Origin of the sequence: Curtobacterium sp. 179-B 9B NHS (genome assembly GCF_045370965.1) — a bacterium.
Taxonomy (GTDB): Bacteria; Actinomycetota; Actinomycetes; order Actinomycetales; family Microbacteriaceae; genus Curtobacterium.
Map to the genome: position 1 here is coordinate 80,554 of NZ_JBIQDQ010000010.1, position 21,816 is coordinate 102,369.

General features: G+C 66.2%; 12 protein-coding genes. 6 read left to right on the forward strand and 6 right to left on the reverse strand.

The genetic code is table 11. From position 1 onward, the window contains the following. The first annotated feature begins 53 nt into the window (after positions 1 to 53). From ACH0A8_RS10365 to ACH0A8_RS10380, 4 genes are all read left to right on the forward strand, one after another. Positions 54 to 950 (forward strand): HNH endonuclease family protein, encoded by an 897-nt coding sequence (locus ACH0A8_RS10365; RefSeq protein ID WP_406907141.1) that lies wholly within the window; start codon positions 54 to 56, stop codon positions 948 to 950. Between the two features lie 125 nt (positions 951 to 1,075). Continuing rightward, positions 1,076 to 1,867 (forward strand): SDR family oxidoreductase, encoded by a 792-nt coding sequence (locus ACH0A8_RS10370; protein WP_066653568.1) that lies wholly within the window; start codon positions 1,076 to 1,078, stop codon positions 1,865 to 1,867. A 181-nt stretch (positions 1,868 to 2,048) separates the two neighbouring features. Next, complete coding sequence (locus tag ACH0A8_RS10375; RefSeq protein ID WP_406907142.1) at positions 2,049 to 2,489, forward strand: SseB family protein; 441 nt, start codon at positions 2,049 to 2,051, stop codon at positions 2,487 to 2,489. 459 nt (positions 2,490 to 2,948) lie between these two features. Further along, the gene (locus tag ACH0A8_RS10380) at positions 2,949 to 3,719 is read left to right on the forward strand and encodes a hypothetical protein (RefSeq protein ID WP_406907143.1); all 771 of its coding nucleotides are present in this window, start codon (positions 2,949 to 2,951) and stop codon (positions 3,717 to 3,719) included. Positions 3,720 to 3,739: 20 nt separating this feature from the next. Here the strand turns inward: ACH0A8_RS10380 and ACH0A8_RS10385 are convergent, their stop codons facing one another. Continuing rightward, on the reverse strand, positions 3,740 to 7,225 hold the full coding sequence (locus ACH0A8_RS10385) for a TM0106 family RecB-like putative nuclease (RefSeq protein ID WP_406907144.1): 3,486 nt from the start codon (positions 7,223 to 7,225) through the stop codon (positions 3,740 to 3,742). Between the two features lie 197 nt (positions 7,226 to 7,422). Between ACH0A8_RS10385 and ACH0A8_RS10390 the strand changes: the two genes are divergently transcribed. Continuing rightward, positions 7,423 to 8,184: a hypothetical protein gene (locus ACH0A8_RS10390; protein WP_406907177.1), complete on the forward strand. Its 762-nt coding sequence runs from the start codon at positions 7,423 to 7,425 to the stop codon at positions 8,182 to 8,184. Here ACH0A8_RS10390 and ACH0A8_RS10395 read toward each other — a convergent pair. Next, complete coding sequence (locus tag ACH0A8_RS10395) at positions 8,157 to 9,689, reverse strand: DNA cytosine methyltransferase (protein ID WP_406907145.1); 1,533 nt, start codon at positions 9,687 to 9,689, stop codon at positions 8,157 to 8,159. The genes ACH0A8_RS10390 and ACH0A8_RS10395 overlap by 28 nt on opposite strands. A gap of 242 nt (positions 9,690 to 9,931) precedes the next feature. On the opposite strand from ACH0A8_RS10395, the gene ACH0A8_RS10400 reads away from it, so the two are divergent. Further along, the gene (locus ACH0A8_RS10400) at positions 9,932 to 10,360 is read left to right on the forward strand and encodes a very short patch repair endonuclease (RefSeq protein WP_406907146.1); all 429 of its coding nucleotides are present in this window, start codon (positions 9,932 to 9,934) and stop codon (positions 10,358 to 10,360) included. Between the two features lie 21 nt (positions 10,361 to 10,381). Here the strand turns inward: ACH0A8_RS10400 and drmB are convergent, their stop codons facing one another. From drmB to ACH0A8_RS10420, 4 genes are read right to left on the reverse strand one after another with little or no spacing between them, the layout of a single operon-like run. Then, on the reverse strand, positions 10,382 to 12,196 hold the full coding sequence (gene drmB, locus ACH0A8_RS10405; protein ID WP_406907147.1) for a DrmB family protein: 1,815 nt from the start codon (positions 12,194 to 12,196) through the stop codon (positions 10,382 to 10,384). Beyond that, the gene (locus tag ACH0A8_RS10410; RefSeq protein ID WP_406907148.1) at positions 12,177 to 15,365 is read right to left on the reverse strand and encodes a helicase-related protein; all 3,189 of its coding nucleotides are present in this window, start codon (positions 15,363 to 15,365) and stop codon (positions 12,177 to 12,179) included. Before ACH0A8_RS10410 ends, drmB begins: the two co-directional genes overlap by 20 nt. Beyond that, positions 15,362 to 16,879 carry an NERD domain-containing protein gene (locus tag ACH0A8_RS10415; RefSeq protein WP_406907149.1) on the reverse strand — a complete coding sequence of 506 codons (1,518 nt, stop codon included), beginning with the start codon at positions 16,877 to 16,879 and terminating at the stop codon, positions 15,362 to 15,364. Before ACH0A8_RS10415 ends, ACH0A8_RS10410 begins: the two co-directional genes overlap by 4 nt. Next, the gene (locus ACH0A8_RS10420; protein ID WP_406907178.1) at positions 16,876 to 21,603 is read right to left on the reverse strand and encodes a DEAD/DEAH box helicase; all 4,728 of its coding nucleotides are present in this window, start codon (positions 21,601 to 21,603) and stop codon (positions 16,876 to 16,878) included. Before ACH0A8_RS10420 ends, ACH0A8_RS10415 begins: the two co-directional genes overlap by 4 nt. Positions 21,604 to 21,816 lie beyond the last annotated feature (213 nt).

The window sequence follows — 21,816 nt, forward strand, 5'->3', positions numbered from 1 at the left end:
GATCGTGGACGGTCCACCCGGGCCCGCTCCACCGCACCACCGAAGGCCTCCCCATGACGTCCCGTCGACGCCGTCCGCGTTCCGCCCGTTCCACCTCCTCGCGCCGCAGGGCTCGGGCATCGCTGACGTCGCTCGGCCTCGTCGCGGTCGTCGCCCTCGCCGGATGGCTGCTGCACACCACCGGCGTGACCGACGCGGACGCCGACGCCGCCGCGGACGGGACGTCCTCGTCGACGGCCGCACCGACGATCACCACTGCACCGACGGCCGACGCGGGCGGTGGGGCCGAGGCGGGCGGCGCCTCCCGGCCGACCGTCGACGCGACCGAGCCGACCAGCCCGACCGACGCGGCCGAGGCGGCCGAGGCGGCCGAGGCGACCAGCCCGACCGACGCGACCGCAGCCGCGACCGCCCGCCGCGAGCTCGCTGCCCTGCCCGTGAAGGGCAAGGCCGCCGCGACCGGCTACGACCGCGAGGCCCGCTTCGGCACCGCCTGGCTCGACGTCGACCACAACGGCTGCGACACCCGGAACGACGTGCTCGCCCGCGACCTGACGGACATCGAGCGGCAGGGGCCCTGCAAGGTCCTGCGCGGCACGCTGGTCTCCCCGTACACCGGCGAGCGGGTGGACTTCGTCCGCGGGAACCGGACCTCGACCCTCGTGCAGATCGACCACGTCGTCGCGCTCGAGAACGCCTGGCGCACCGGCGCACAGCAGCTGACGCGGGAGCAGCGCGAAGCCCTGGCGAACGATCCCGCGAACCTGTTCGCCGTCGACGGCCGCTCGAACGCGCAGAAGCGCTCGGGCGACGCGGCGACGTGGCTGCCCGCGGACACGGCGTTCCGCTGCACCTACGTCGAGCACCAGATCACGGTGAAGACGACGTACCGGCTCTGGGTGGCGCCCGCGGAGCGCGACGCGATGGAGCGGGTGCTCGCGCGCTGCTGAGCGGCTGACCACGGAGCAAAACGACAGGTGTAGCCTAGAGGTGTCGATGCAGATGCATCGAACGGACTCGTCGACCCACCGCTGGACCCGAGCCCTTCACCGTCGAAGACCGCAGGAGGCCATCCATGACATCCACCACCCGCTTCACCGACCGCGTCGTCCTCATCACCGGCGGCGGGTCCGGCCTCGGCCGCGCGACCGCCGTCCGCCTGGCCGCCGAAGGTGCTCAGCTGTCGCTCGTCGACGTCTCCAGCGAGGGACTCGAGGCCACGAAGGCCGCCGTCCTCGAGGCGACCCCCGACGCCCAGGTGCTCACCACCGTCGCCGACGTCTCCGACGAGGCCCAGGTCGACGCCTACGTCACCGCCACCACCGAGCGCTTCGGCCGCATCGACGGCTTCTTCAACAACGCCGGCATCGAGGGCAAGCAGAACCCCACTGAGTCCTTCACCGCCGCCGAGTTCGACAAGGTCGTGTCGATCAACCTCCGTGGCGTGTTCCTCGGGCTCGAGAAGGTGCTGCGGGTCATGCGCGAGCAGGGCTCGGGCATGGTCGTGAACACCGCGAGCGTCGGTGGCATCCGCGGCATCGGCAACCAGTCCGGCTACGCGGCCGCCAAGCACGGTGTCGTCGGCCTCACCCGCAACTCCGCCGTGGAGTACGGCCAGTACGGCATCCGCATCAACGCCATCGCCCCCGGTGCGATCTGGACGCCGATGGTCGAGAACTCGATGAAGCAGATCGACGCGGAGAACCCGCGGAAGGCCGCCGAGGAGTTCATCCAGGTCAACCCCACGAAGCGCTACGGTGAGGCCCCCGAGATCGCCGCCGTCGTCGCCTTCCTGCTGTCCGACGACGCCTCGTACGTCAACGCGACGGTCGTCCCGATCGACGGCGGGCAGTCGGCCAAGTACTGAGCGTGGTCCGTCCGGCGCCCGGCCCACCTCGTGGGTCGGGCGCCGTCGTCGGTCTGGAGGCACGCCTCACCCCCGCAACGCCGCTCGCGTCCGGTGGGGAGCTGGCTGTGACGGTGCCGCATTCGGTTCCGCCCGCACCACGTGGGAGCATGGCCGGGCACACCACGGCGGAGGGAACCCCATGAGCAGCAACGACACGAGCGGGTCGGCGTTCGGCCCCGGTGCCGGCAGGACCGAGTCACCCGCCGGAGCCCTGCGGCGCCGCATGGCGTCGTCGGCGCAAGGGTTCCTCGGCAGTGCCGCGTGGGTGCCGTGGAAGCCCGCGGGCGACCCCGAGGGCGGGAGCATCGCCCACGTGATGATCCGCGACCTGCCCTTCGTCCCGGTGTTCACCGACCCCGCCGAACTCACCGAGGGCGTCCCCGGCACCGAGGCCCGCCCGGTCCGCATGGCCGAGCTCGTGACCGCGGTGCCCGAGGAGTTCGGCATCGTCGTCGACCCGACCAGCGCCGAGGACGCCAACTTCCTGCACGCCGACGTGCTCGCGGGGATCCGGGCGCAGATGCGCGGCGAGATCCCTGGCGACGACGACAACGAGGCCGAGGACTCCCCCCAGGGCTAGGCCACCACCGACCAGGTCGGCCCGCCGGGGACTGGCCTGGCGGACCTGCTGACTGCGATCTGCAGCTGACGATCCTGGTTCACGATTCCCGGCGATCGCGAACCGAGATCGTCACGCCACGTTCGCTGCCGACGACGCGGTCCGGCAGTCCGCTTCCGGACGGGACCGTCGCGGACCCCGGAGCCCCCGACACGCCCCTCGTCGCACTCGGCATCCACCCAGTTCTGGGGATCGCTCAACTCGAGACCGACAGCCAGACTCGGACCGTCGTGAACGAAGAACGAGGGGACGACGATGCCACTGGGCGGTCCGGGACCACGCGACTGGTCTCCTCCGGGGTACTTCGCCGACGCACCGTCCGGGCCGCCGCCGCGACGGCCGAGGTCCGCGTTCCTGACCGCAGAACCGCCCCGAGGCACCCGGCGAGCCACCCGACCGTGGGCCTGGGCGACCCTGGCGATGTTCCTCGGACTCGGCAGCCTCGTCATGGCACTCGCCGAGCCGCAGGAGGCCGGGGTCCAGAGCGGGTTCATCGCATCGACCATCGGTGTCACAGCCATCGTCATCGGACGCCGTCTCGTGACCGACCGGAGCCGCTTCGGCAGCGTCGCGCGCGCGTTCGGCCGCGGTGCGATCATGCTCGGCACCGTCGGTACGGCCCTCATGGCGTACGCGGTGCTCGCGTTCGGGCTCTCCACCGTCGGGGTGCAATGGCCCGTGCTCTCGCTGCCGGCGACGCACGAGGGGCAGGTGTTCGACCCCGGGTTCCCGATGGCGGTGTCCTCGCCCGATGCTGTGACTGCCGCTCCTGCGACTGAGGACCAGGTACCGGCAGGAGCTGCACCGGAGCCAGCCGCTGCGGGCGACAGCACGGTGCAGGGAGCGGCTCCGGCCCCGGCCGAGGCGGCTGCACCGCAGGCGCCCGCGGTTCCCGAGCCGACGAGCTTCGACACCGAGCGATCCGCGGTCGCCATGGGCGCCGGGACCCTGGCGTACGCCCTGGAGGGACGGTTCGGCGCCGGGAACTACCCGACCGAGCTCACGACGGCGAGCGACCCGGCGCGGATCGCCCTGGTAGACGGAACGGGACTGGCGCCGATCCCGGTGGGCGCGCGGGTCCTGTACTCGGTCGCGCCGGATCGGAGCGCATGGTCGGTCACGATCATCGGGGCGCGGTTCGGCGCGACCGCCAGCTACAGCTCGGCGGTCGGCACGGTCCAGGCCGGCTGATCGCGGTCACTCTGCTGGTGTCAGCGCCGCGGCTCGACCAGCTCGATGAACCGCGAGAGCAACGACAGCCCGCTGATCGACGGCGGCAACCCCGTGGTGAGCGCCGGCGAGTACACGAGGTACGCCGCCCACTGTGCCCGTGACAGCGCCACGTTCAACCGGTTCGGCATGAGCAAGAAGTCGAGCCCGCGCGGGATGTCCGCCGCACTCGATGCCGCGAGTGACGTGATCGACACCACGGCCTCCCGCCCCTGGAACATGTCGACCGTGCCGACCTGCGTCCCGCGGAGGCCTGCGCGATCGAGGGCCTCGCGGATCAGCGCTCCCTGCGCGTTGTACGGCGCGACGACGATGACGTCCTCGTCCGTCAACGCGCGCGTCACCTCGCCGTCGACCCATCGACGACCGATCAGGCTCTGGGCGAGCTCGACGACCCGTGCAGCCTCCTCCGCCGACGACGTCGTGTTGCCGCTGTGCACGATCGGCACGGGGTGGACACCGGGGTCGAGGTCGTCGAGGTGCCGACCACTCACGATCGACGTCAGCTGCCCGTCGTACGACAGCCCCGACACCGACGCGGTGAGTGCGGGCTCCATGCGGCGGGTGTGTGCGAGGAAGTAGCCGAACTCCGGCGGGAGCACGTGCTCCCCGTCCGCCAGCCACCCGAGCGCCGACTGGTCGACCGGCTCCGGGTGCGACCCCTGCGACACCTGGGGCAGCTGCTGCGGGTCGCCGAGCAGGAGGAGGCGCTGCGCGGCGATCGACGACGCGATCGTCGGGGCGAGCGAGAACTGCCCGGCCTCGTCGACCACGAGCAGGTCGAGGGAGCGTCGCGGGATCGTGCCCTCGTTCGCGAAGGTCCACGCGGTGCCGCCGACGACTCCCCCGGTGCCGGTCTCCGCGCACGAGGACAGGAACGCGGAGACGGCCGCGTTGTTCTTCACCGGGGTCCACGCGGCGGCCTCGAGCTCGTCCTCGGTCGCGCCGGACTTGGGCACCTTCACCACGCGGTCGGCGGGAACACCAGCTCGGACCACCGACGACAGGAAGTTCTCGCTCGTCGCGTGAGACTGGCCGACGACGCCGACGCGCCAGCCGTGCTCGCGGACGAGCCGGGCGACGACGTTCGAGCCGACGTAGGTCTTGCCCGTGCCGGGAGGGCCCTGGATCGCCAGGTACGACCGGTCGAGCCCGAGCAGCGTCGTGACGACCGCCGAGACGGTGTCGTCGCCGGTGACGGGAGCGAGCGCACCACGGGGCGGTACCCGGCGGAGCAGGTCGAGCGCCGGGTCGGGCAGCATCGACGGCAGGGCGTCGAGGACCTCCTGGCCCCACTCGGCGATCGCCTCGGGCTGCGGCTTCGGCCGCGGTGGGGCGGCCGGTGCGAGGGCGACCGGGAAATCGTGGTGCGGTTCCCCGCCGCCAACGGGCAGGCTCTCCTTCACCAGGACCTCGAAGGCGTCGCCGTTGTCCGCCGCTTCCAGCACGACCGCGCGGGCCGACGCGCCCTTCGAACCCTGAGCCGGAGCGGTGACCGACGGCGGGAGTGGGTCGTCGTAGACGAGGTGGGGCGTGCCTCCCGGCCGGATCCGCGAACCGGGCGCGAGCGTCCCGGACAGGCGGATCTCTCGTGACTGCGAGCGGGCACGCGGCAGCGTGTCCCAGTCCCGCTCGACCGACGCGCGCTCGACGACCAGCACGTCGCGGGTGTCGGCCCAGTCGTCGACGGGGTTGCGGAGGCGGTCGAAGTGGTCCTGCCAGAAGGTCTTGGCCTCGCGGCGGTGGTAGTCGATCGCGGCGGCGGCGAGCGCCAGCGCGGTCTGGTCGGCGTCGCGGTCGAGGGGGTCGACGTCCGCGATCTGCGCGGCGAGGGCCGTGTACACGGGGTTCGGCTCGCGCTCGACGGGGATCGGCGGCAGGAGTTCCGCGTCCTCGGTCGCGGGCTCCGTGCGCGGCGGCCGGAGCGACAGCAGCCAGTCGCGGAGCCGCAGGGTCGAGCGGCAGTCGTAGGCGTTGTAGTCGGCGACCTGGTCGAGCATGCGCTGTCCGGCCGCGGGGTCGCCGTTGCGCAGTTCCTCGATGGCTTCGACGTACGCGGTGATGCTGTCGGCGGCGTTCGTCACGTCACTCAGGCGGAGGTCCTCGCCCATGTACAGCGGCTCGAGTTTCTTGATCGAGTAGCTGCGGCTGCCGACCACCAGGGCCTTGCGGACGATCGGGTACAGGTCGACGAGGACGCCGGCTCGGAGCAGGTCGTCGACGTCGTCCTCCCCCACGCCGTGCCGGGCGGCGAGGGACAGCAGGTGCGTCCGCTCGTACGCGGCGTAGTGGTAGACGTGCATGCCCGGGTGCTGCGCGCGGCGTTCCTTGACGAAGGCGAGGAAGTCGATCAGCGCCTGGCGCTCGTCGCGGATGGTGTGCGCCCAGAAGGCGGTGAAGTCGGCGCGGTCGTCGACAAGGCCGAACAGGTAGTCGAGGCCCCAGTGCACGCCGTCCTCGGTGTGGAGGGGGTCGCCCTCGAAGTCGAAGAAGACGTCGCCCGGGTCGGGCTCCGGGATCGCGTCGAGGGCGCGGGGGTCGTGGAGTTCGAAGCGCGGCTTGGTCTTGTTGGCTCGGCCTGCTTGCTGCTCGGCCTCGGTCTCGGTCTGGAGGCGCGCCTGACGCACCAGCCGATCTTGCGTGGATCGCGACATGCCGGGCACGGCCGCGGTGCGGTCCGCCAGGTCGTCGATCGTCCGCACCCCCTGCCGGATCAGCTTCGTCCGCTGGTCGAGGCGCATGCCGGCGACGAGGACCAGGTCGCGGTGCTGTTGCACCTGGGTCTGGCAGATGGTGCAGCGGCCGCAGCTGGAGTACCGGGGGTCGCCCCACTGCAATTCCTCGTGCTCCTGCATCCGCTCCGCGATGACCCGCTCCAGTTCGGCGCGCTGCGTGCGGTACACCGGGGCGATGTCGGCGAGGTCGTGCGTGGTGGTCGTCCGGTCGCCGAGCACCAGGTGGACCTGCTCGCCGGTGGGGATGCCGTGCGCCTGCATCTGCTCGGCGTAGGCGGCGAGTTGGAGCAGGGCGCTGATCTTGGCATGGCGGGCGAGCTTGGTGTCGTAGACCTCGTAGGCGCCCTCAGCGTTGCGGAGGATGAAGTCCGCGAAGCCGATGAAGCCCGGGCGGTCGGGGGTGGGCGGCTCGTGGAAGGTCGGCTGGTAGAGGACATCCGCGCCCGTCTGGAACGCGTTCCGCGCTTGTTGCGCTGCCGTTGCGTAGTCGGGAGGTGCCGGTCGGTCGAACTCGACGACGCCGTGGGTCTGCTTGAGGATGTCGAGGTAGTCGAGCTCGTGCTGGTCCCCCAGGCGCGCGGTGCGCTCGAGCATGTCGTCGTGCTCGTCGGGCAGGGGGCCACCGCGGCCGAGCTTGGCGTCGAGGCGGCGGAGGAACGCCCACTCGCAGGTCGCCCACGTGCTGAGGTCGCTCGGGCTGAGGAGGGCCTGCCCGTCGGTAGTGATCTGCATGCGCTCCCCCGTGTCGTTTGGTGCGGATCGAGCCTAAGGGCGCCCGCCGACAGGCTCGATTCGCACGAACCGCCGACCTCGCAGCCCGCGCCGACGTCAGCGCCGCCACGGTCTCCCGCTTCGCCCGTCACCTGGGCTTCCCGAGCTACGCGGGACCCCAACGCAGCATGACGAGAGCAGTCGAGCGCGGCATCGACATGCACGCCGAGATCCACGCCGGTGTCGGGGTCGACGACGACGTCGCCGCGTCGTTCGCGCGTCGCGGCCGACTCGTTCAAGTCGGCGCCGACACGCCAGGCCGGCCCGGCGTCCTCGACGCCAGCGAGTGCCCGCCCACCTTCGCCGCCGACCAGAGCCAGGTCGTCGGCCTGATCACCGGCGGCCAGGTCGCGCTGACCACGGCGGTCGAGGGCGCGGAGGACGACGAGGACGCCGCCGTGCGCGACCTCGACGCGCTCGGTTTGACCGCCGACGACGTGGTCGTCGGGATCAGCGCGTCCGGCCGCCCCCGCCCCCCCTACGTGCTGTCGGCCATCCGGGGGGGGCGCGGCGCCGCTCCGCCACGACCGTGTCCGTCGCGTGCAACGCGGGTTCGGCCGCGGGGTGGACCACGGACATCGCGATCGACGTCGTCGTCGGTCTCGAGTTCATTGCCGCACCGCGTAGAAGCTCGTCCTCAACATGCTCGTGCAGAAGAAGGTCCGCGACCGGCGACGAATACGCTCCATTCGCCACCAACTCCGCCTTGCAATCGCACGCGAATTGAAGCCACCGACCACCAAACCTCGACAGCTAACCTAACCCAACGGCAAAACAACACCTTGAGTCAGCCTACCCGGGCGGGTGGGTCTGAGCTTGGGCGTTGCATCGATTCCTTCATGTCTTGTGAATTGGCAAGCTTTGCTAGCGCATCGGCAGCGCGCCCCGATACTCACGCATCGCCGTACAGGTACTGGTAAATCGACTCGGCTATCTTGCGCCCCAGTGGTACGGGCACAGCGTTGCCGATCTGCCTCGCAATCTCGAGCTTAGACCCGAACCACCGGAAGTCATCCGGGAAACCCTGAAGCTTGGCCGCCTCGAAGTGAGTTATCGGACGGTCCTCGGTCGGGTGGAGATATCGACCCTTCTCCGGCTTGAAAAACTCCGTGCGGATCGTCACAGCCGGTGCGCCGCTCCGGAGTCGACCCATGACATCGCCGGAGCCAGCGTCATGCGAGTCCCACGCCACAGTGGAAAGGTACTCGAGGACAGCCTGCCGATGAACATCACCATCACTCAGCACAACGTGGAACATCTCCGATTTGTTGCGGCGCCCCGCCAACCTCGCGCCACCTGCGGCAGGACGGGCCGTGCGCACCGTGACTCGACGGCTCGTGGCGGCCCCATCGACCACGACTTCGTACGCACCAAGAACCTTCAGCGCGCCGTCGTCGTGCCTGTGGTCGCCCACCTTCTGAATGATCATGTCGCTGCCGTCATCGAAGCGACACACATACCGACCACGAAGGTCCTTTCGATTTCCGCCCCTCGGGATCGCGCTATAGCGCCACATCGAGATCGGCTCTGGTCGGCGGCCGACGTGGAGGTCCGTTGTCAGGAACGGCCCGACGAAGGTGCCATCGATCCCAGGGACGCGCCGCGCGGGGAAGGCCGGCAGGTCAACTGCAATGTCTTTGCGTGAACTCTCTTCAAACAATAGGTCGACGGTGGCCCACTCGGGCTGCTCGGCGAGCACGGCGGGTAATCCGCCTGGGCCCTTCGGCGGCGGCACATCGCGGGCGTGCTTTCGGAAATGCGTGGGCCGGGGGTAACGCAGCGATTGAACAGGTAGACCGGCGTCAGTGCGAATACCGATGACGATTGCACGCCGACGGGCTTGCGCAGCACCGTAGTTCGCCGCGTTCAGCAAGTAGCGCTTATCTCGATCCTGTTCGGTCTCACCTCGCTTGGAACCGGGGTCGACAAGGCTATAGTTCTTGAGGTCCGCTCCGCCAATGCGGTTCTTCAGATCCACAAACTCCGCTGATCGAAGGAATCTGTCCACGTTCTCAATCACGAACACTTTTGGTTGAAGAGCGACCACCACGCGGATGAACTCCTCCCAAAGCATGTTCCGCTCTGGACCCACCTTCTCACGGTTGAGTCCGGAGAATCCCTGGCACGGCGGCCCCCCAACCACGACGTCAACCTCGCCTGGCTTCCATCGCGGCTCCCAACCGACGATGGTTCGGCAGACGATCTCCGGTGCCTCATGGTCACCAAGCCGAGACGAACCGGCGCCGAAGTTCGCTGCGTACGACGCTGCGGCCGCCGGCTCCCACTCTACGGCGCCGACGCTTCGGAACACCGGGCTCGCGGCACCTTCAGGACGGTACTGGTGGAACCCCTCGGTCAGACCGCCACATCCCGCGAAAAGATCCAGAACGGTTACGTGGGCGCGGCCGTGTCCCTCGGATGTCACCTGGCAATCCTAGCCAGCACCACCAGCACCTCAGGCGCAACAGTTGCCGAGCGTCGCACCCTTCGACCGCGGCACTCGCACCTCAGCGACGGCGAGATGGCACGCGAAGAGTGGCAGTCATCGCGGGTAAGCAGAGGTGACGCCCGACAACGTCATCTGCCGGTTCGCCGAAGTTGCCGTTTTGGCAGGGTTAGCGACGGTGGCCCGTGAGGGGTATCTAGCACTTGAGCTACCGTGGCTTCATGCACGCGGTCGGTCCCCATCCTGGAGCATCGAGCCTGGCGGTGAGCCAGCGTATGAGCTCCGTGCGTCGGCGAGACACGAAGCCGGAAGTCGACGTTCGTCGTATCTTGCACGCTCGCGGTCTTCGCTACCGCGTCGCCTACCCGGTGCCGGGAATGGCGCGGCGAAGCATCGACATCGCCTTCACCAAGGTAAAAGTGGCGGTCTTCCTCGACGGATGCTTCTGGCATGGATGCCCCAAACACGGCACACAGCCGCACGCGAACGCTGATTGGTGGGCCGCCAAGCTCCGCCGCAATGAGGTTCGGGACGCGGAGACGAACGATGTGCTGAGTACCGCAGCCCGGCGCGTTCTGCGGTTCTGGGAGCACGAGGACCCCCAGCTAGTTGCAGTCCGCATCTGCTCGGTCGTCAAGGCACCCCACTGATACCTGACGCTTCCAGTAGCGCTAGGGCACGTTGACCGCACGGACCTCGTCGAGCACACCCTCGAACAGCCCTGGGACGTCACGCCCGCCAAGGACCAACTGACGATCGAGCAGTCTGTTTGCGGTTTCGCAGGATGTCTCGCTTACAAGCGAACATCCGTGGCACGCCGACAAGTTGAGGCTCGTTGCGCCCTGCCTGTCGCTCTCGATGCATACCGGATCGTTTGAGCAGACGTCGGCATCGTCGATTGCTGCGAGAAGCAACGGAACTAGCTGATCAGGGTAACCGAGCCGAACGAGACCGCCCAGGGTGCCCTGCGCGTCGCCCGCGGCCGTGTAGATCAGCACACCGGCCGTGCGGTCGGGACGGCAGGAGCTTGCGTAGATCCGCTCCTGAAGCGAGGCTGATGAGTACCCGGACGCGTATGCGAGTCGGCGGATCAAGAGGTGAGCGATCGTGTGGAGGGCGACGAAGCGGGCCTCAGGGAGGTCCAGTCGACTCGCCCATTCCGTCTTCGACCGTCGGTCCAGCAGGATATTGGCGCGTGCCCGAACTGCTGCACGCTGCTCCCATTCCGTGAGGAACTCCTCACTGAACTGGAGGAAAATTCCTTCCCCATACATCTCGATGGCGGGAAGAGTGGGTTTGCGCTTGCCTTTGAGTGACAGATCGGACGGAATCATCTCGGCATCAGCGGAATAGCGGCGAAAGCCCTTGAGCGCTCTGACCTCGCGCACGCGCCTAACCTGGCCGACCGCGGTCAGCCGTCCGGCCAGCGCCGCGGGAATGCCGGGGCGCTCGGATGTCAACCACGCGTCAACGACGAAATCGCCCTCGCTGTGGTCACGCCCGGGAGTTCTGAGCTTCTTGAGGAAAGCCGCCCACTCGCCATCCTTGAGATCTGCGAGGACATCGTCCTGCGGGGCGCCGCCCGCCGCCGCCAGGATCAGGACGTCGTCTGGGGTGGTGCCAACCTCGTCGGCGATCCAGCCCGCGATCACCTCGGCCTTGGGCCCGCCGTTGTCGTCGACCACTCGACTGAAGTCTGGGTGTGCGCGAATGGCATCAGCGAGCGCGATCGACGGCGGCTTCTCTTCGGGGATGTCCAGAGCGGAGATGCGTTCCGCTATGTAGTTGCCCGTCGCGCCGCGCTGGACGGCGACAAGCCCATGCTCACAGGCACCATCCGGCCGTGCGTCCTGCCACGGTTGAGTGCCCTTGCATCGTAGGCCATCGACGGCGAGTGCTCCCTTCGTGACCAGGTCCGACATAGGGCGGGAACGCCCGCAGGCGCCGCATTCCACCTGAAGAGACTTCAAGCCCTCACCATGCTTGCCCGAACGCACGAATCGTAGTTCCTTGAATGACCGGCAGTGTCGCACGGCCTCGGTGACGCCGGCGTCGCGTCCGCGGTGGGCCCACATAAACCAAGGGATGTCCTGGAGATGGCTGCCCTTTTCGCAGACAGCGACATATCTCATCGGGACGAGCATGCCGCCGCATTCACACTTGTTGATCCACTTGCCCCGGTCTTTGCCGGTTCTCTGGGAGAGCCTGGAGCATCGCTCACAGAATCGCCACGCTGGGAATCGCCAGTAAAGTAGTCCTGCTGCGTTCTTCTTCCCGGTGCGCGCTGAGTGGGTGGGCGCTTCCCGAAGCACGCTGGGACCAAGGCGATCGACGAGTCGCTCGCAGTGAATCTCGGCCGAATAGCGCTCATCCCACCACGAGGTGTCGGGGGCGATCAGCGATTCTCCCCGGATGTCGACGACTGCTCCTACGCCGAACGGTGACACGGTCTCCGACAGTCGCAGGTCATGCTTGATCCGTTGCACCGGACCCCTCCTCAAATGGCTCGCGCACCTCGACTTCAACATTGGGTTCAACCGAGCGCATCGAGTCAGCTACCAGCCAACCTTCGCCGTCTTGCCCGAATCGCTTAAGTAGAGCGGAATCGTCCGCCTTCGAGCGGTCGTACAGCAGGCTCTCGCCAGCCTCGCGAGCAGCGCGCGCGCGGCGGTCCCACTCCCGGAGCAGCTTAGTGATTCGCTCGCACGTATCCGAAGTCTCGACGGAGTCCGCTCTCGCTACCCGCTCGAGGAGCCCGCCGACCAGCAGGTCGACCAAGCTCCGCTGGCTGGGATCTTGTAGGTCAAGGTCCTTTGCTGCGTCGTTGGAGGACAAAGCTGGTCCGAGGTGTCGAATCAGCGTTACCAGGGCACCGGCGAGCGAGCGTTCGCGCGACGCCAAGGACCAGGGGGTGACGCTAGTCGGCTCGACGCTTCGATAAAGCGCCTCGTGGTAGCCGCGGAATGTCTCGAAGTGGGAACGATCCCTCGCTCGGTTCGAACGGAACAACGTGGTGACGACGCCCTGAACCTTACCTCGTCCGACCCGGCTGGTCGCCTGGATGTACTCGGATGTGGTCTTGGGCTGGCCGACCATCAGCATCAGCGCGAGTCGTGGAATGTCGATGCCGACGGAGAGCATGTTCGAAGAAAGGACGATGTCTACCGCCTGATCGGACTCGTCGGCACTCCGACGAAGTTCGCGCAGGTCGTTAGGCAGCTCTCCTGGTCCGCGTCGGCTTGTCAGCTCCAGCACGCGGCCGGCGCGTACTGTGCGGAGTTCATGCCCCAGGCGCTCGGCGCGTGGATCTAGGCGAGCATTGACGTCGTCGACAACCAGGGTCCCGGTGCGCCCCAGCTCCCGGAGGCTGTTGTGGTACATGACGGCTGTCCAGTAGGCGTCGAGGCTCGTCTCCGCATCCGGGTGTCGCCGGAGAATCTCCGGGATCTCGATCAGGGGTGCTGACGCCGAAACTGTTGCTGACATTTGCGAAAGCGCCTGGGGCATCAGCCCGAGGTACAGGCGACCTTCGCCGCTCGCGACCGGCCGGGAGAAGAACGTCGTGTCGTCGTCAAGCCCGGACGGCGGATACAGTGCAACCGGCCTGCCGTATAGTCCCTGCACCTGCTCTTCCGAGGCACGGATCGTCGCGGTCGATGCAACGATCTTCGGCATCGAGCCGTTCGCGGCGAGCAGCATCTGAATGACAGCGTCGAACACTGCAACCGTCGTGCCGAGGGGCCCGGATAGCAGGTGGAGCTCGTCCTGGATGATCATCGACGGCTGCCGGAACGCGGTGTTCAGACCGAGCAATCGACCAGCTTCAGGGAGAAACTGCAGACGGGCAAACTTGTCGACCGTCGCAAGCAGGATGGTCGGTGGGTCCTCATAGAGCATCTCGTCGACGACGCTCACTGGGATTTCATCGACAAACTCGCATGACGCGTTCACGCAGTGAATGACGATGTCACGACCCATCAGCCGTACGCCATAGTCATCCGGGCGCGGAGACCGGACGCGGGGAAGAAGAGGCGTAGCGCACCAGGGGCAGCTTTCCACTTGGAACTGGTTCGCCTCTTCAGGCCTAGCGGCCTTGTGAAGCCGCTCGAGTGCGGACTTTGCCTCTTTGCGAGTCCCGGGAGTCACGCCGTTGCCGACCCACAGCCCGATCGAGAACGGTGTCATGTGGCTTGCGCGCGGATCGCCGATCTTGTCCGCGCGACGGAGTAGCTCCATCGCGCAGACGAGCGAGGCAGCTCGCTGGAACTGCTGCGAGGTAAGCAATCGCAGCGTGTAGCGGGTCAGTACCGCAGTGCCACCACCTACAGGGCCGTCCGACAGTCGTCTGCGGAAAATCTCTATCGCTGCGAGGCCAAGGTACGCCTCCGTTTTTCCACCGCCGGTTGGGAACCAGATCAGGTCGACGAGCCCTCGCTCCTCGTGTCTGTCGTCCACCGTCGATGCGAGGGCGACGAGGAGGAAGCCCAACTGGAAGGGCCGCCAGTTTGGCTCGCGCCGGATGCCGTCGCGGGTGACGACTGCTCGCTGCATCTGGAGGCGCATTGCGGCCATTGCGAGAGAGAATGCTTTCCGAAGGGTGCCGTTGGACGCCTCTTCCAGCAGGTCGAGAGACTTGTTCATTCGCGTCATCGCTTGTCTTGACCGGCTGGCAATTCGACCAGCAACCGCGTGGTCCGGGCCGAAGGAACCAACCCGTCCCTCCTGCGACCCGACCCACACTCCGTACTTCTGGACGAAGGCGCGCAGCGACTCGAGAACTCGATCGGGATTCGTGTCAAGAGTCGCTAGATGCTCGAGGCGCAAGGCGTCCGCTTCGAGCGTTCCATCCTCGAAACCAGTTGTCTCGACGTCAGGGACGACAAAGTGCGGGACAGATTCCAGGCGCACCTCGGTGCACACACCGTCGGCGAGCGTCCAGTCCGCGGCCATGCCGTGCCCGACGGCGTAAATCTTGCGGTGCTTGTATCTCAGACGCAGTTCCGCGGCTTCGTCGTCGGCGTCGAAGCCTCGCCGAGTGACGTACTCATGGATCGTCCCACCACTGGACGGGGAGACGGCGAGCGCAACCTGGTACAGCATCCTGGTGGCGTCGACGCGGTCGTCGCCGGTCGATGAAGCCAGTACGCGTAGGTGAACAGTGACAAGCCGTAACGCTCCGGACCGCCGCCAACGGCTACCGATCTCGATTGGTACATCACCGACAGATTGTTCATGTACCCGACGATCGGGTGCAAGGACCAAACCCGGGATCGTGAAGGGCGTTCGGTGCCAGCTCGGCGGCCCATCGCCCTCAATGGCGGCGTATGTGGCGCCTGCGACAGAGCACGCAATCGTGTCACTGTCGGTAAGAAAGGAGATCGCCGCTGATGACGGCCTCCAATCCTCGGCGATCGGGACCGCGGCTCCGTTTTCCTCGACCTCACCGTCGAACGCGCTCATCACGTCGATGTCGACGCGATCGGGTACGACGGCAGGATCGTCGGGCGCAGGGTCGCCGTCGCGCGGGAACAACATCCCGACGGCGTACTGCCGGTTCGGCGGGTTGTAGATCACTTCGCTATCGCCACTGTCCGGACCGACATAGGCCGACCTCAGGTGCGAAAGCACGATCTCCTGCGCACGGGTAAGTGTCATCGACTCGCCATCCCTTGCCCTACCAGTTGCTGAAGACGACTCCTGTCATCCTTAGAGAGCACCACGTGCAGGGACACACGCGCGCGGGTCACCGCGACGTAGAAGGCAGCAGCTCCAGAGGCGTCGAGAGCCTCGGGCAGTCCACACACGACGACATGCTCAGCCTCCAACCCCTTCGCGAATCGAGGGCTCGTCACCACGATGCCGTTGACGGTCGCGGGCGCCGCGGCTGACCGCGGGTCGATCACCCAGATGTCGGACCTACGAGCTCCCTCCGCCGCGAGTTCGGCGGCGATCCTCACACCGTCACCGGCGGTGACCTCCTCATTCCTGGTCACCCATTGAACCCGCTCACCGTGAACGATCCCCGGATCGCCGACATCAGCGCCGAGGTATTCCTGTACGACGTGCACGATCGCACGCGTGTTGCGCACGTTCAACGACAGGTCCACGGGGACCGCCTCGGCGGTGATCAGCTCCGCCACGTCGGTGTCGTATTTGCCGTCGACATGCGCCTGGTTGTTCGGGTCGAGGAACATCCGCCACCGACCGGCCGCTCGACCGCCGACAAGAACACCATCGAGGCGGTCCATCGCCTCGGCGGTCATCAAGTCCTGTGCCTCGTCAACAAGCACGACGTCGTAGGGACCCGCCCCCTCGAGGTCCGCGAAAGGAAGCACATCGACGTTGCGGTGACCAAGATGCGGTGCGAAGTACTGCGAGAGTGAAGGTGAGTGGAACGTCACGAGCACGGACCTTCCCTGCTCCTCCTCCTGTTTCGCTGACTCGACAAGAACCAGGGACTTCCCGGTACCTGCTCCTCCGCATACGAGCACGCGTTCGTTCCGCGCCAGTGCTGCGAGAACGCGGGCCTGGCCGACCGTGGCACGGTTCTGCTCCTCGATGACCGCACCGCGTTGTGCGTCGGTCACCGGCATTCGAGTGAACTCCCCGAAAAGGCGTTCCCGCAGGTCGCCTATCCGCGCGAGCTTTTCCCCGCGCGGCGGGTTCCTTGCATCTGCGACCACGACGTCAAGCGCCATGCTCAAATTTTGCACTGTCATTAAGTCACGTGCCAACCAGTGCGAGGTCTTCCAGTCGACGGAGCTCGGCGGCGCGTCGATGTCCGGCGTGACAACTATGGCCTCGTGTGCGTACCAACCAAGCTTCTGCTCCTTGAGGATGTCGCGGAGCGCGTACCCCGCCGATCGAGCTTGCTCCATCGGGGACGTGCCGAGCTTATGCCAGTCTCCGCGGCGGTCGATGGTATACCAGATGCCATCATGCTTTCGTACGCCACCGCCTTTGACTTCAACGACGACGACGGTCCCCCGCCACAGGATAACGAAGTCGGCTTCCGCTTGCTGCTTGTACGCGTGCGAGCGAAGCCCGACAGAGTAGAAGGCGACCGCGTCGCCGTCTGCCTCAATGTCCCGAAGGAGACGCGCGACGCGCCGCTCGGCGTCACTCCGCGACGCTGTTTCGATGTCGGCCAGCGAAGGAACAAGGATCATCCGCGCTGCTCCGCCCAGAGGTCCTCGTAGTCGTGGTAGCCGAGAAAGTCGTTCATGGCGCCCCAGTTGTCGGCAACGTCGACGACAAGGCACTCGTCCTTTCCGCCGTTCACCGTTCCGCGGAGGCCGCGGCCTGCCATCTGGATGTAGGCGCCGGGGCTGAACGTCGGACGGGCGATGTAAAGCGCTCTCACACCCGGGGCGTCGAAACCCTGGACGAGGAGGTCGCAATTTGCGAGGACCTGGATCTCGTTGTCCTGAAACTGCTTGATCACCTTTCGACGCTGTTGCTTGCCGGTCTGTCCGCTGACCGATTCGGCGGCCAACCCTCGATAGCGCAACGATGCCGAAAGGACCTGTGCCGAGAGGACGCTCGGGGTGAAGACCAGCACAGGCCAGTCCGGGTGATCGCTAAGCGTCTGGGAAATGTGCTCGACAAGGATCCGCATGCGCTGTTCGTTACGACCGATGCGCTCGTAGAGGTTTCGGTCGATGAGCTTGTTCGATCTGAGCTCGCTGGGCGCAGCATCGCTGACCTCGAACTCGAGGCCGGTAGGCAACACCTCGTGCCTGACATTGGCTAGAACACCAAGCTTCACGAGCTCTTTGTACGGTTCTGAGAACGGAAGTGCAATCTTGGTACCGAACCTGGCCTTCAGTTCCTTGATCCCGCTGTCGTCACCGGCTCGCCCCTTGAACGGTGTCGCGGATAGACCGACAAGCGGCCTCTCCCAACTGCGTCCGTCGACACCAAGCCACCGAAGAATTTTGGTGTATTCCGACGAGCCCGCTCGATGAGCCTCGTCTATGAAGACGGCCGCTGGCGTGCTGAGCCACTCATAGTCGCCCCGACCGATGAGCTGGGCGAGCTGCGCGTCAGTCGCGACAATTACGCATAGCTCGGTGTCTGGTTCCTGGACGGGGTTCGAGCCCCACAAGCGGCCGATAGTAAGCGGTCGTTCATCCGCGAGGTATCGCCAGACGGTCTGGAAGGTCTGAACGGCCTGTTCGCAGAGTTCCTCCGACTGTGCAATCCAGAGGACGATTCCCGACAGCACCTCATCGACGAACAGTTTGAGCACGGTCTCAGTGGCGACGCGGGTCTTGCCCGCGCCCGTCGGCAGCTCGACCATCGCCTTCTGCGCGGGACCGTTGGCTGACGGTTGCGTCAGGACGGTCCGTAGATCCTCGCTGATCTTCTTCTGGTACGTGTGCAGACGGTTCAGCGCCACCGCGCCGGGGACGACGAACTCCGGGGGTTGCTTTTGGTTTCGTTGGCCAGCGAACTCTGCGCTGAACCCCATCTTCCGGACCCAGGACACAGCGGACGTCGTGCCGCCCCACGCTTCCGGAACGTCCGAGAACCCGAGATCTCGGAACCTGTCCGCGAGAATGCGGAGCGCGTCCGCGCCGTGGACCGTCAAGAAGAGCTCCGCGACGGGCGTCCCGTCGTTGACCAGGCTCTGCGCTTCAAGCGCGCTCCATAGCCCGGTCGGTAACGCTTCCCGTAGGTCATCGGGGCCGATGTAGTGGTCGAGACGTTCGGCGTCGCTCCCGATGGCCCGTGCCTCCTGACGAAGGAGCTCGAGCTTGTTGTCCAGTCCCGCCTTGAGTACGTCTGCGAGTCGGAAGTTGTCAAGGCGAAGATCGAAGGCGTCGTTGACGAACTCAAGGACTCGCCGGTCGTCAGCGTCGCTGCTTACGATGAGTTCCTGGCCATCAAGGTGCCAGTCTCTGGGCTGATCCTCCGTACCGTCCTCTGTAACCACCCGCTTTGCGATCAGCAGGGCGCGAGAGAATCTCGCCGCTGAGAGCGCCGCCCCGTACACCGAGCGAAGACCGGTGTAGACGTCGAGAACCCGCTGGGAGTCCTGCTGGCCCTCGACGACCATTGCGAACGAGAAGCTGTCAGCGAACCGACGGCATCCGACCGTTTCGACGAACTCGTCGACCGTGTCCGGATCAATTCTCAGGAACGGTCGCTGCCGGCTCCGAAGGAACTCCTCTTCCTCTTCCGTGGAGGCCAGGAACACGGTCGAGGGTGCATGTGGCTCGATGAGTCGCTGGACCCTGGCCGGGATCGTCGACGGCTTCTCGCCAGAGAATCCGACCTTCGTGGCTCCGAGAACGAATTCGGTCAGAACCGAGTCGTCGACGGACGGAAAGAGATCCCCCTCGAGCATCTCTCGGAGCACGTGCGCCGGCACTGCTTCAAGCTCGTCTGGCAGGCGGAGGGCAGCCTGGACTTGATGTGTACCTTTGAAAAGCGGTAGGAGCGCACCGAAGCGCACAAGCGAAGGTGCGACGACGTCTCTTGGCGCTCGGTAGCCCCGCGACGACGGAAGAAGACCCGCCTCCTGGACCGCCCATCGGGACGGCGGCAGTACTCCGTGAATGTGCCCTGTGTCGAGATCCTCGACGGCCCAGTTCTGCTCCGGAAGCTCTAGGAGCGAAGTCGTCCATGACGCGCGTAGCTGTTCCGGCGCTTCAGCATCCCGCAACATGAGCAACACGGAGAACGGTCCGGGCCCTGCCTCCGGACTGACCTCCACTCGTTCGATCGGTCGTTCGCCGGGCCCTCGCCTCTTGTTGAGCGCGTCTACGGTGGCGGCGACGTAAGCCTCGTACTCCGCCTCGTCCTCAAGGGAAAAGTCCTTTACCGGACTCCGCACGACCCCGAGCTTGTGCGCGACCTCGACGCTTGTCCGACTTCGGTCGAGAGTGCGCGAGGCGAACCGCTCAGGCAGCGCCGCATCCACATCGAGCACCTGCTGCGGCCATGCCCAGCCACCGTCCCGCGTGGGAACTTTGATCGACGCGTTCGAGGCCTTCATCGACTTGATTGCGACCGCCGCGCTGACCGAGACGACGGCGTCCCAAAGCTTTTCGAGGTCCTCGCTCGAGGGATCGGCGGGTAGCGTCGCCAATCGCGCGTCGAGGATCGCCTCTGGGTCCAAATCACGGAAGCCACGGCCACGGAGGATATTCTCGACCCCGCTCTCTGAAAGGAACGCGCGGTTGACAAACACCGCCCCCTCGACGAACAGCCCTTCCTCCTGATGGAGAAAAACGACGCTTCGGTCGTCTAGTGATTTCATGCCGTCGGTCGTGGGGATGACCCTGGCAGAGGCGATGCTGTCAAGCGAGAGGTGCCTGAGGACCGTTTTGAGAGCGTTTGCAGACGATACGGGATCATCGCCTTCAGCCCACTCGCGCAGCCAGGTCAGGAGGCCTCGTTTTGGCATACGTTCCATTGCGGCACGGACGTCGCGGGCGCTGGGATCGGGGTCCGGCTCTTGGGCAACCAGGAGCAGATCCCTGAGGCGTGTCGCTCTCTGCGAGGTCCTGTAGCAGTGCCAATGTGGCACGTCGTCACCGGTGTTGGGCGAAACCATCCACCCCTGGTGAACGATAGCGTCAAGACGAATGGCTGGGTCCAGCGGACGGAGCTCCGACCCGTTCCGCAGGTCACCAGCCTTGTCAGGAATGTACTCGCCCCTGCCAGCCAAACTCAGGATGTGCGTTCGTAGGGCGTCTCCGGCGAATCCGCGGCTCTCTTGGTCACGCTCGCGAGCGGGGAGATAGTCCAGGTGCCCTGCAGGGTCGTCGGAGCTCCGCAACCTTGGAAGCAACGGCACAAAGAGGCCAGCGAGGGTTTTGATAATCTCTCGGTTATATCGGTTCTCGAGTAGATTTGTGCGGTCGTCGTTGACGCTCCACGGCGCATTGAGCAGCGCTCCTACCGACGTTTTGTCCTGAAGCGGGAAGTACGACCAGAACTGCCCTGAACTGAGCCTGCTGCGCTGAACCGGCACGGCAACCGTGACCTTGACCTTTTCGCGTGACACCGCCTCGCCGACTTCGTGGCGTGCTTCTGACGACGGCTCGTGCATTTCACTCTGGACGAACCATTCGTCTCCACCACCGTCGGGGCGCTCGATCCTGAACCTCTTGTCTCCCAAATCGCGGGACACATGGCTTGTTTCAAACGGCTCGTCTCCAACCACACGCAGCCGAACTTCCCGGACCGCATCGACGAACAAAAGGAATTCGGACGTGAACCCGCGGATCTCATCACGCAAACGCTCAAGATGTGTCGCCGCGGGGAGCTTGACGATCGTCGTGGCCCACGATCCAAGTTCCGCTAGCAGGGGATCTCGCTCCAGCTCGGCTGCTGCGTCGAGAACCGTAGCGGTGCGGAGAACAGGGTAGCGCTTGGCGCTTGTGACTTTGGCCATCTCACTTCGAGCCTCCGGCGAGTTAAACTCAAACGAAATCGAGCGGCTCAACACCTGCGGCCGCTGCGAGACCGCGAGCACTGACTTGAAGCCAAGGCCGAAACGTCCGATCTCATCGCCACGCTTCTCGCTCAAATACGCCATCGTGACGGCCGTCAGGCCGCTCATCGAGAACGGCCGTCCTGCATTCGCGCAATACAGCACGCTGTGGGCGGTGTCGAGGATGATCTCGACGCGTCCCGCGTTCTCTCCGCTGGTGTCGGCTGCACCCGCCAGAGCGTCGGCGGCGTTTTGGATGAGCTCAAGCAACGTGCGATCCGCGTAGCCGCCGGTGCGTACGGACTCCTCGTGATTAGCGTGCTCGGAGAGCAAGTTCGGATGGATTCGGTAGGACTCAATCGTCCGGTTGAACTGGTCCTCGACGCCGCGCACGAGCGACGCCTCCGGCTCCCACGACTTAAGGTCCAACATCGAACCTGACTGCATGTCCAAGACCGTGCCCCTTCACCGGTTCCACCGCGAGACAAGTTACATCCTCTCGGACATCCTTTGTCGAGCGGGAAGCTCAACTGGTGTCCCTGAAGCGCACTGCAGGGATCACAGGACTCGGGTGAGATTCACCCTACAAAGCTGACGCCTCGAGTCGAGTGCCCTAGTTCGGGGGACGCGCGAGCGGCCGCTAGGGTCCGCCTCCCGCTT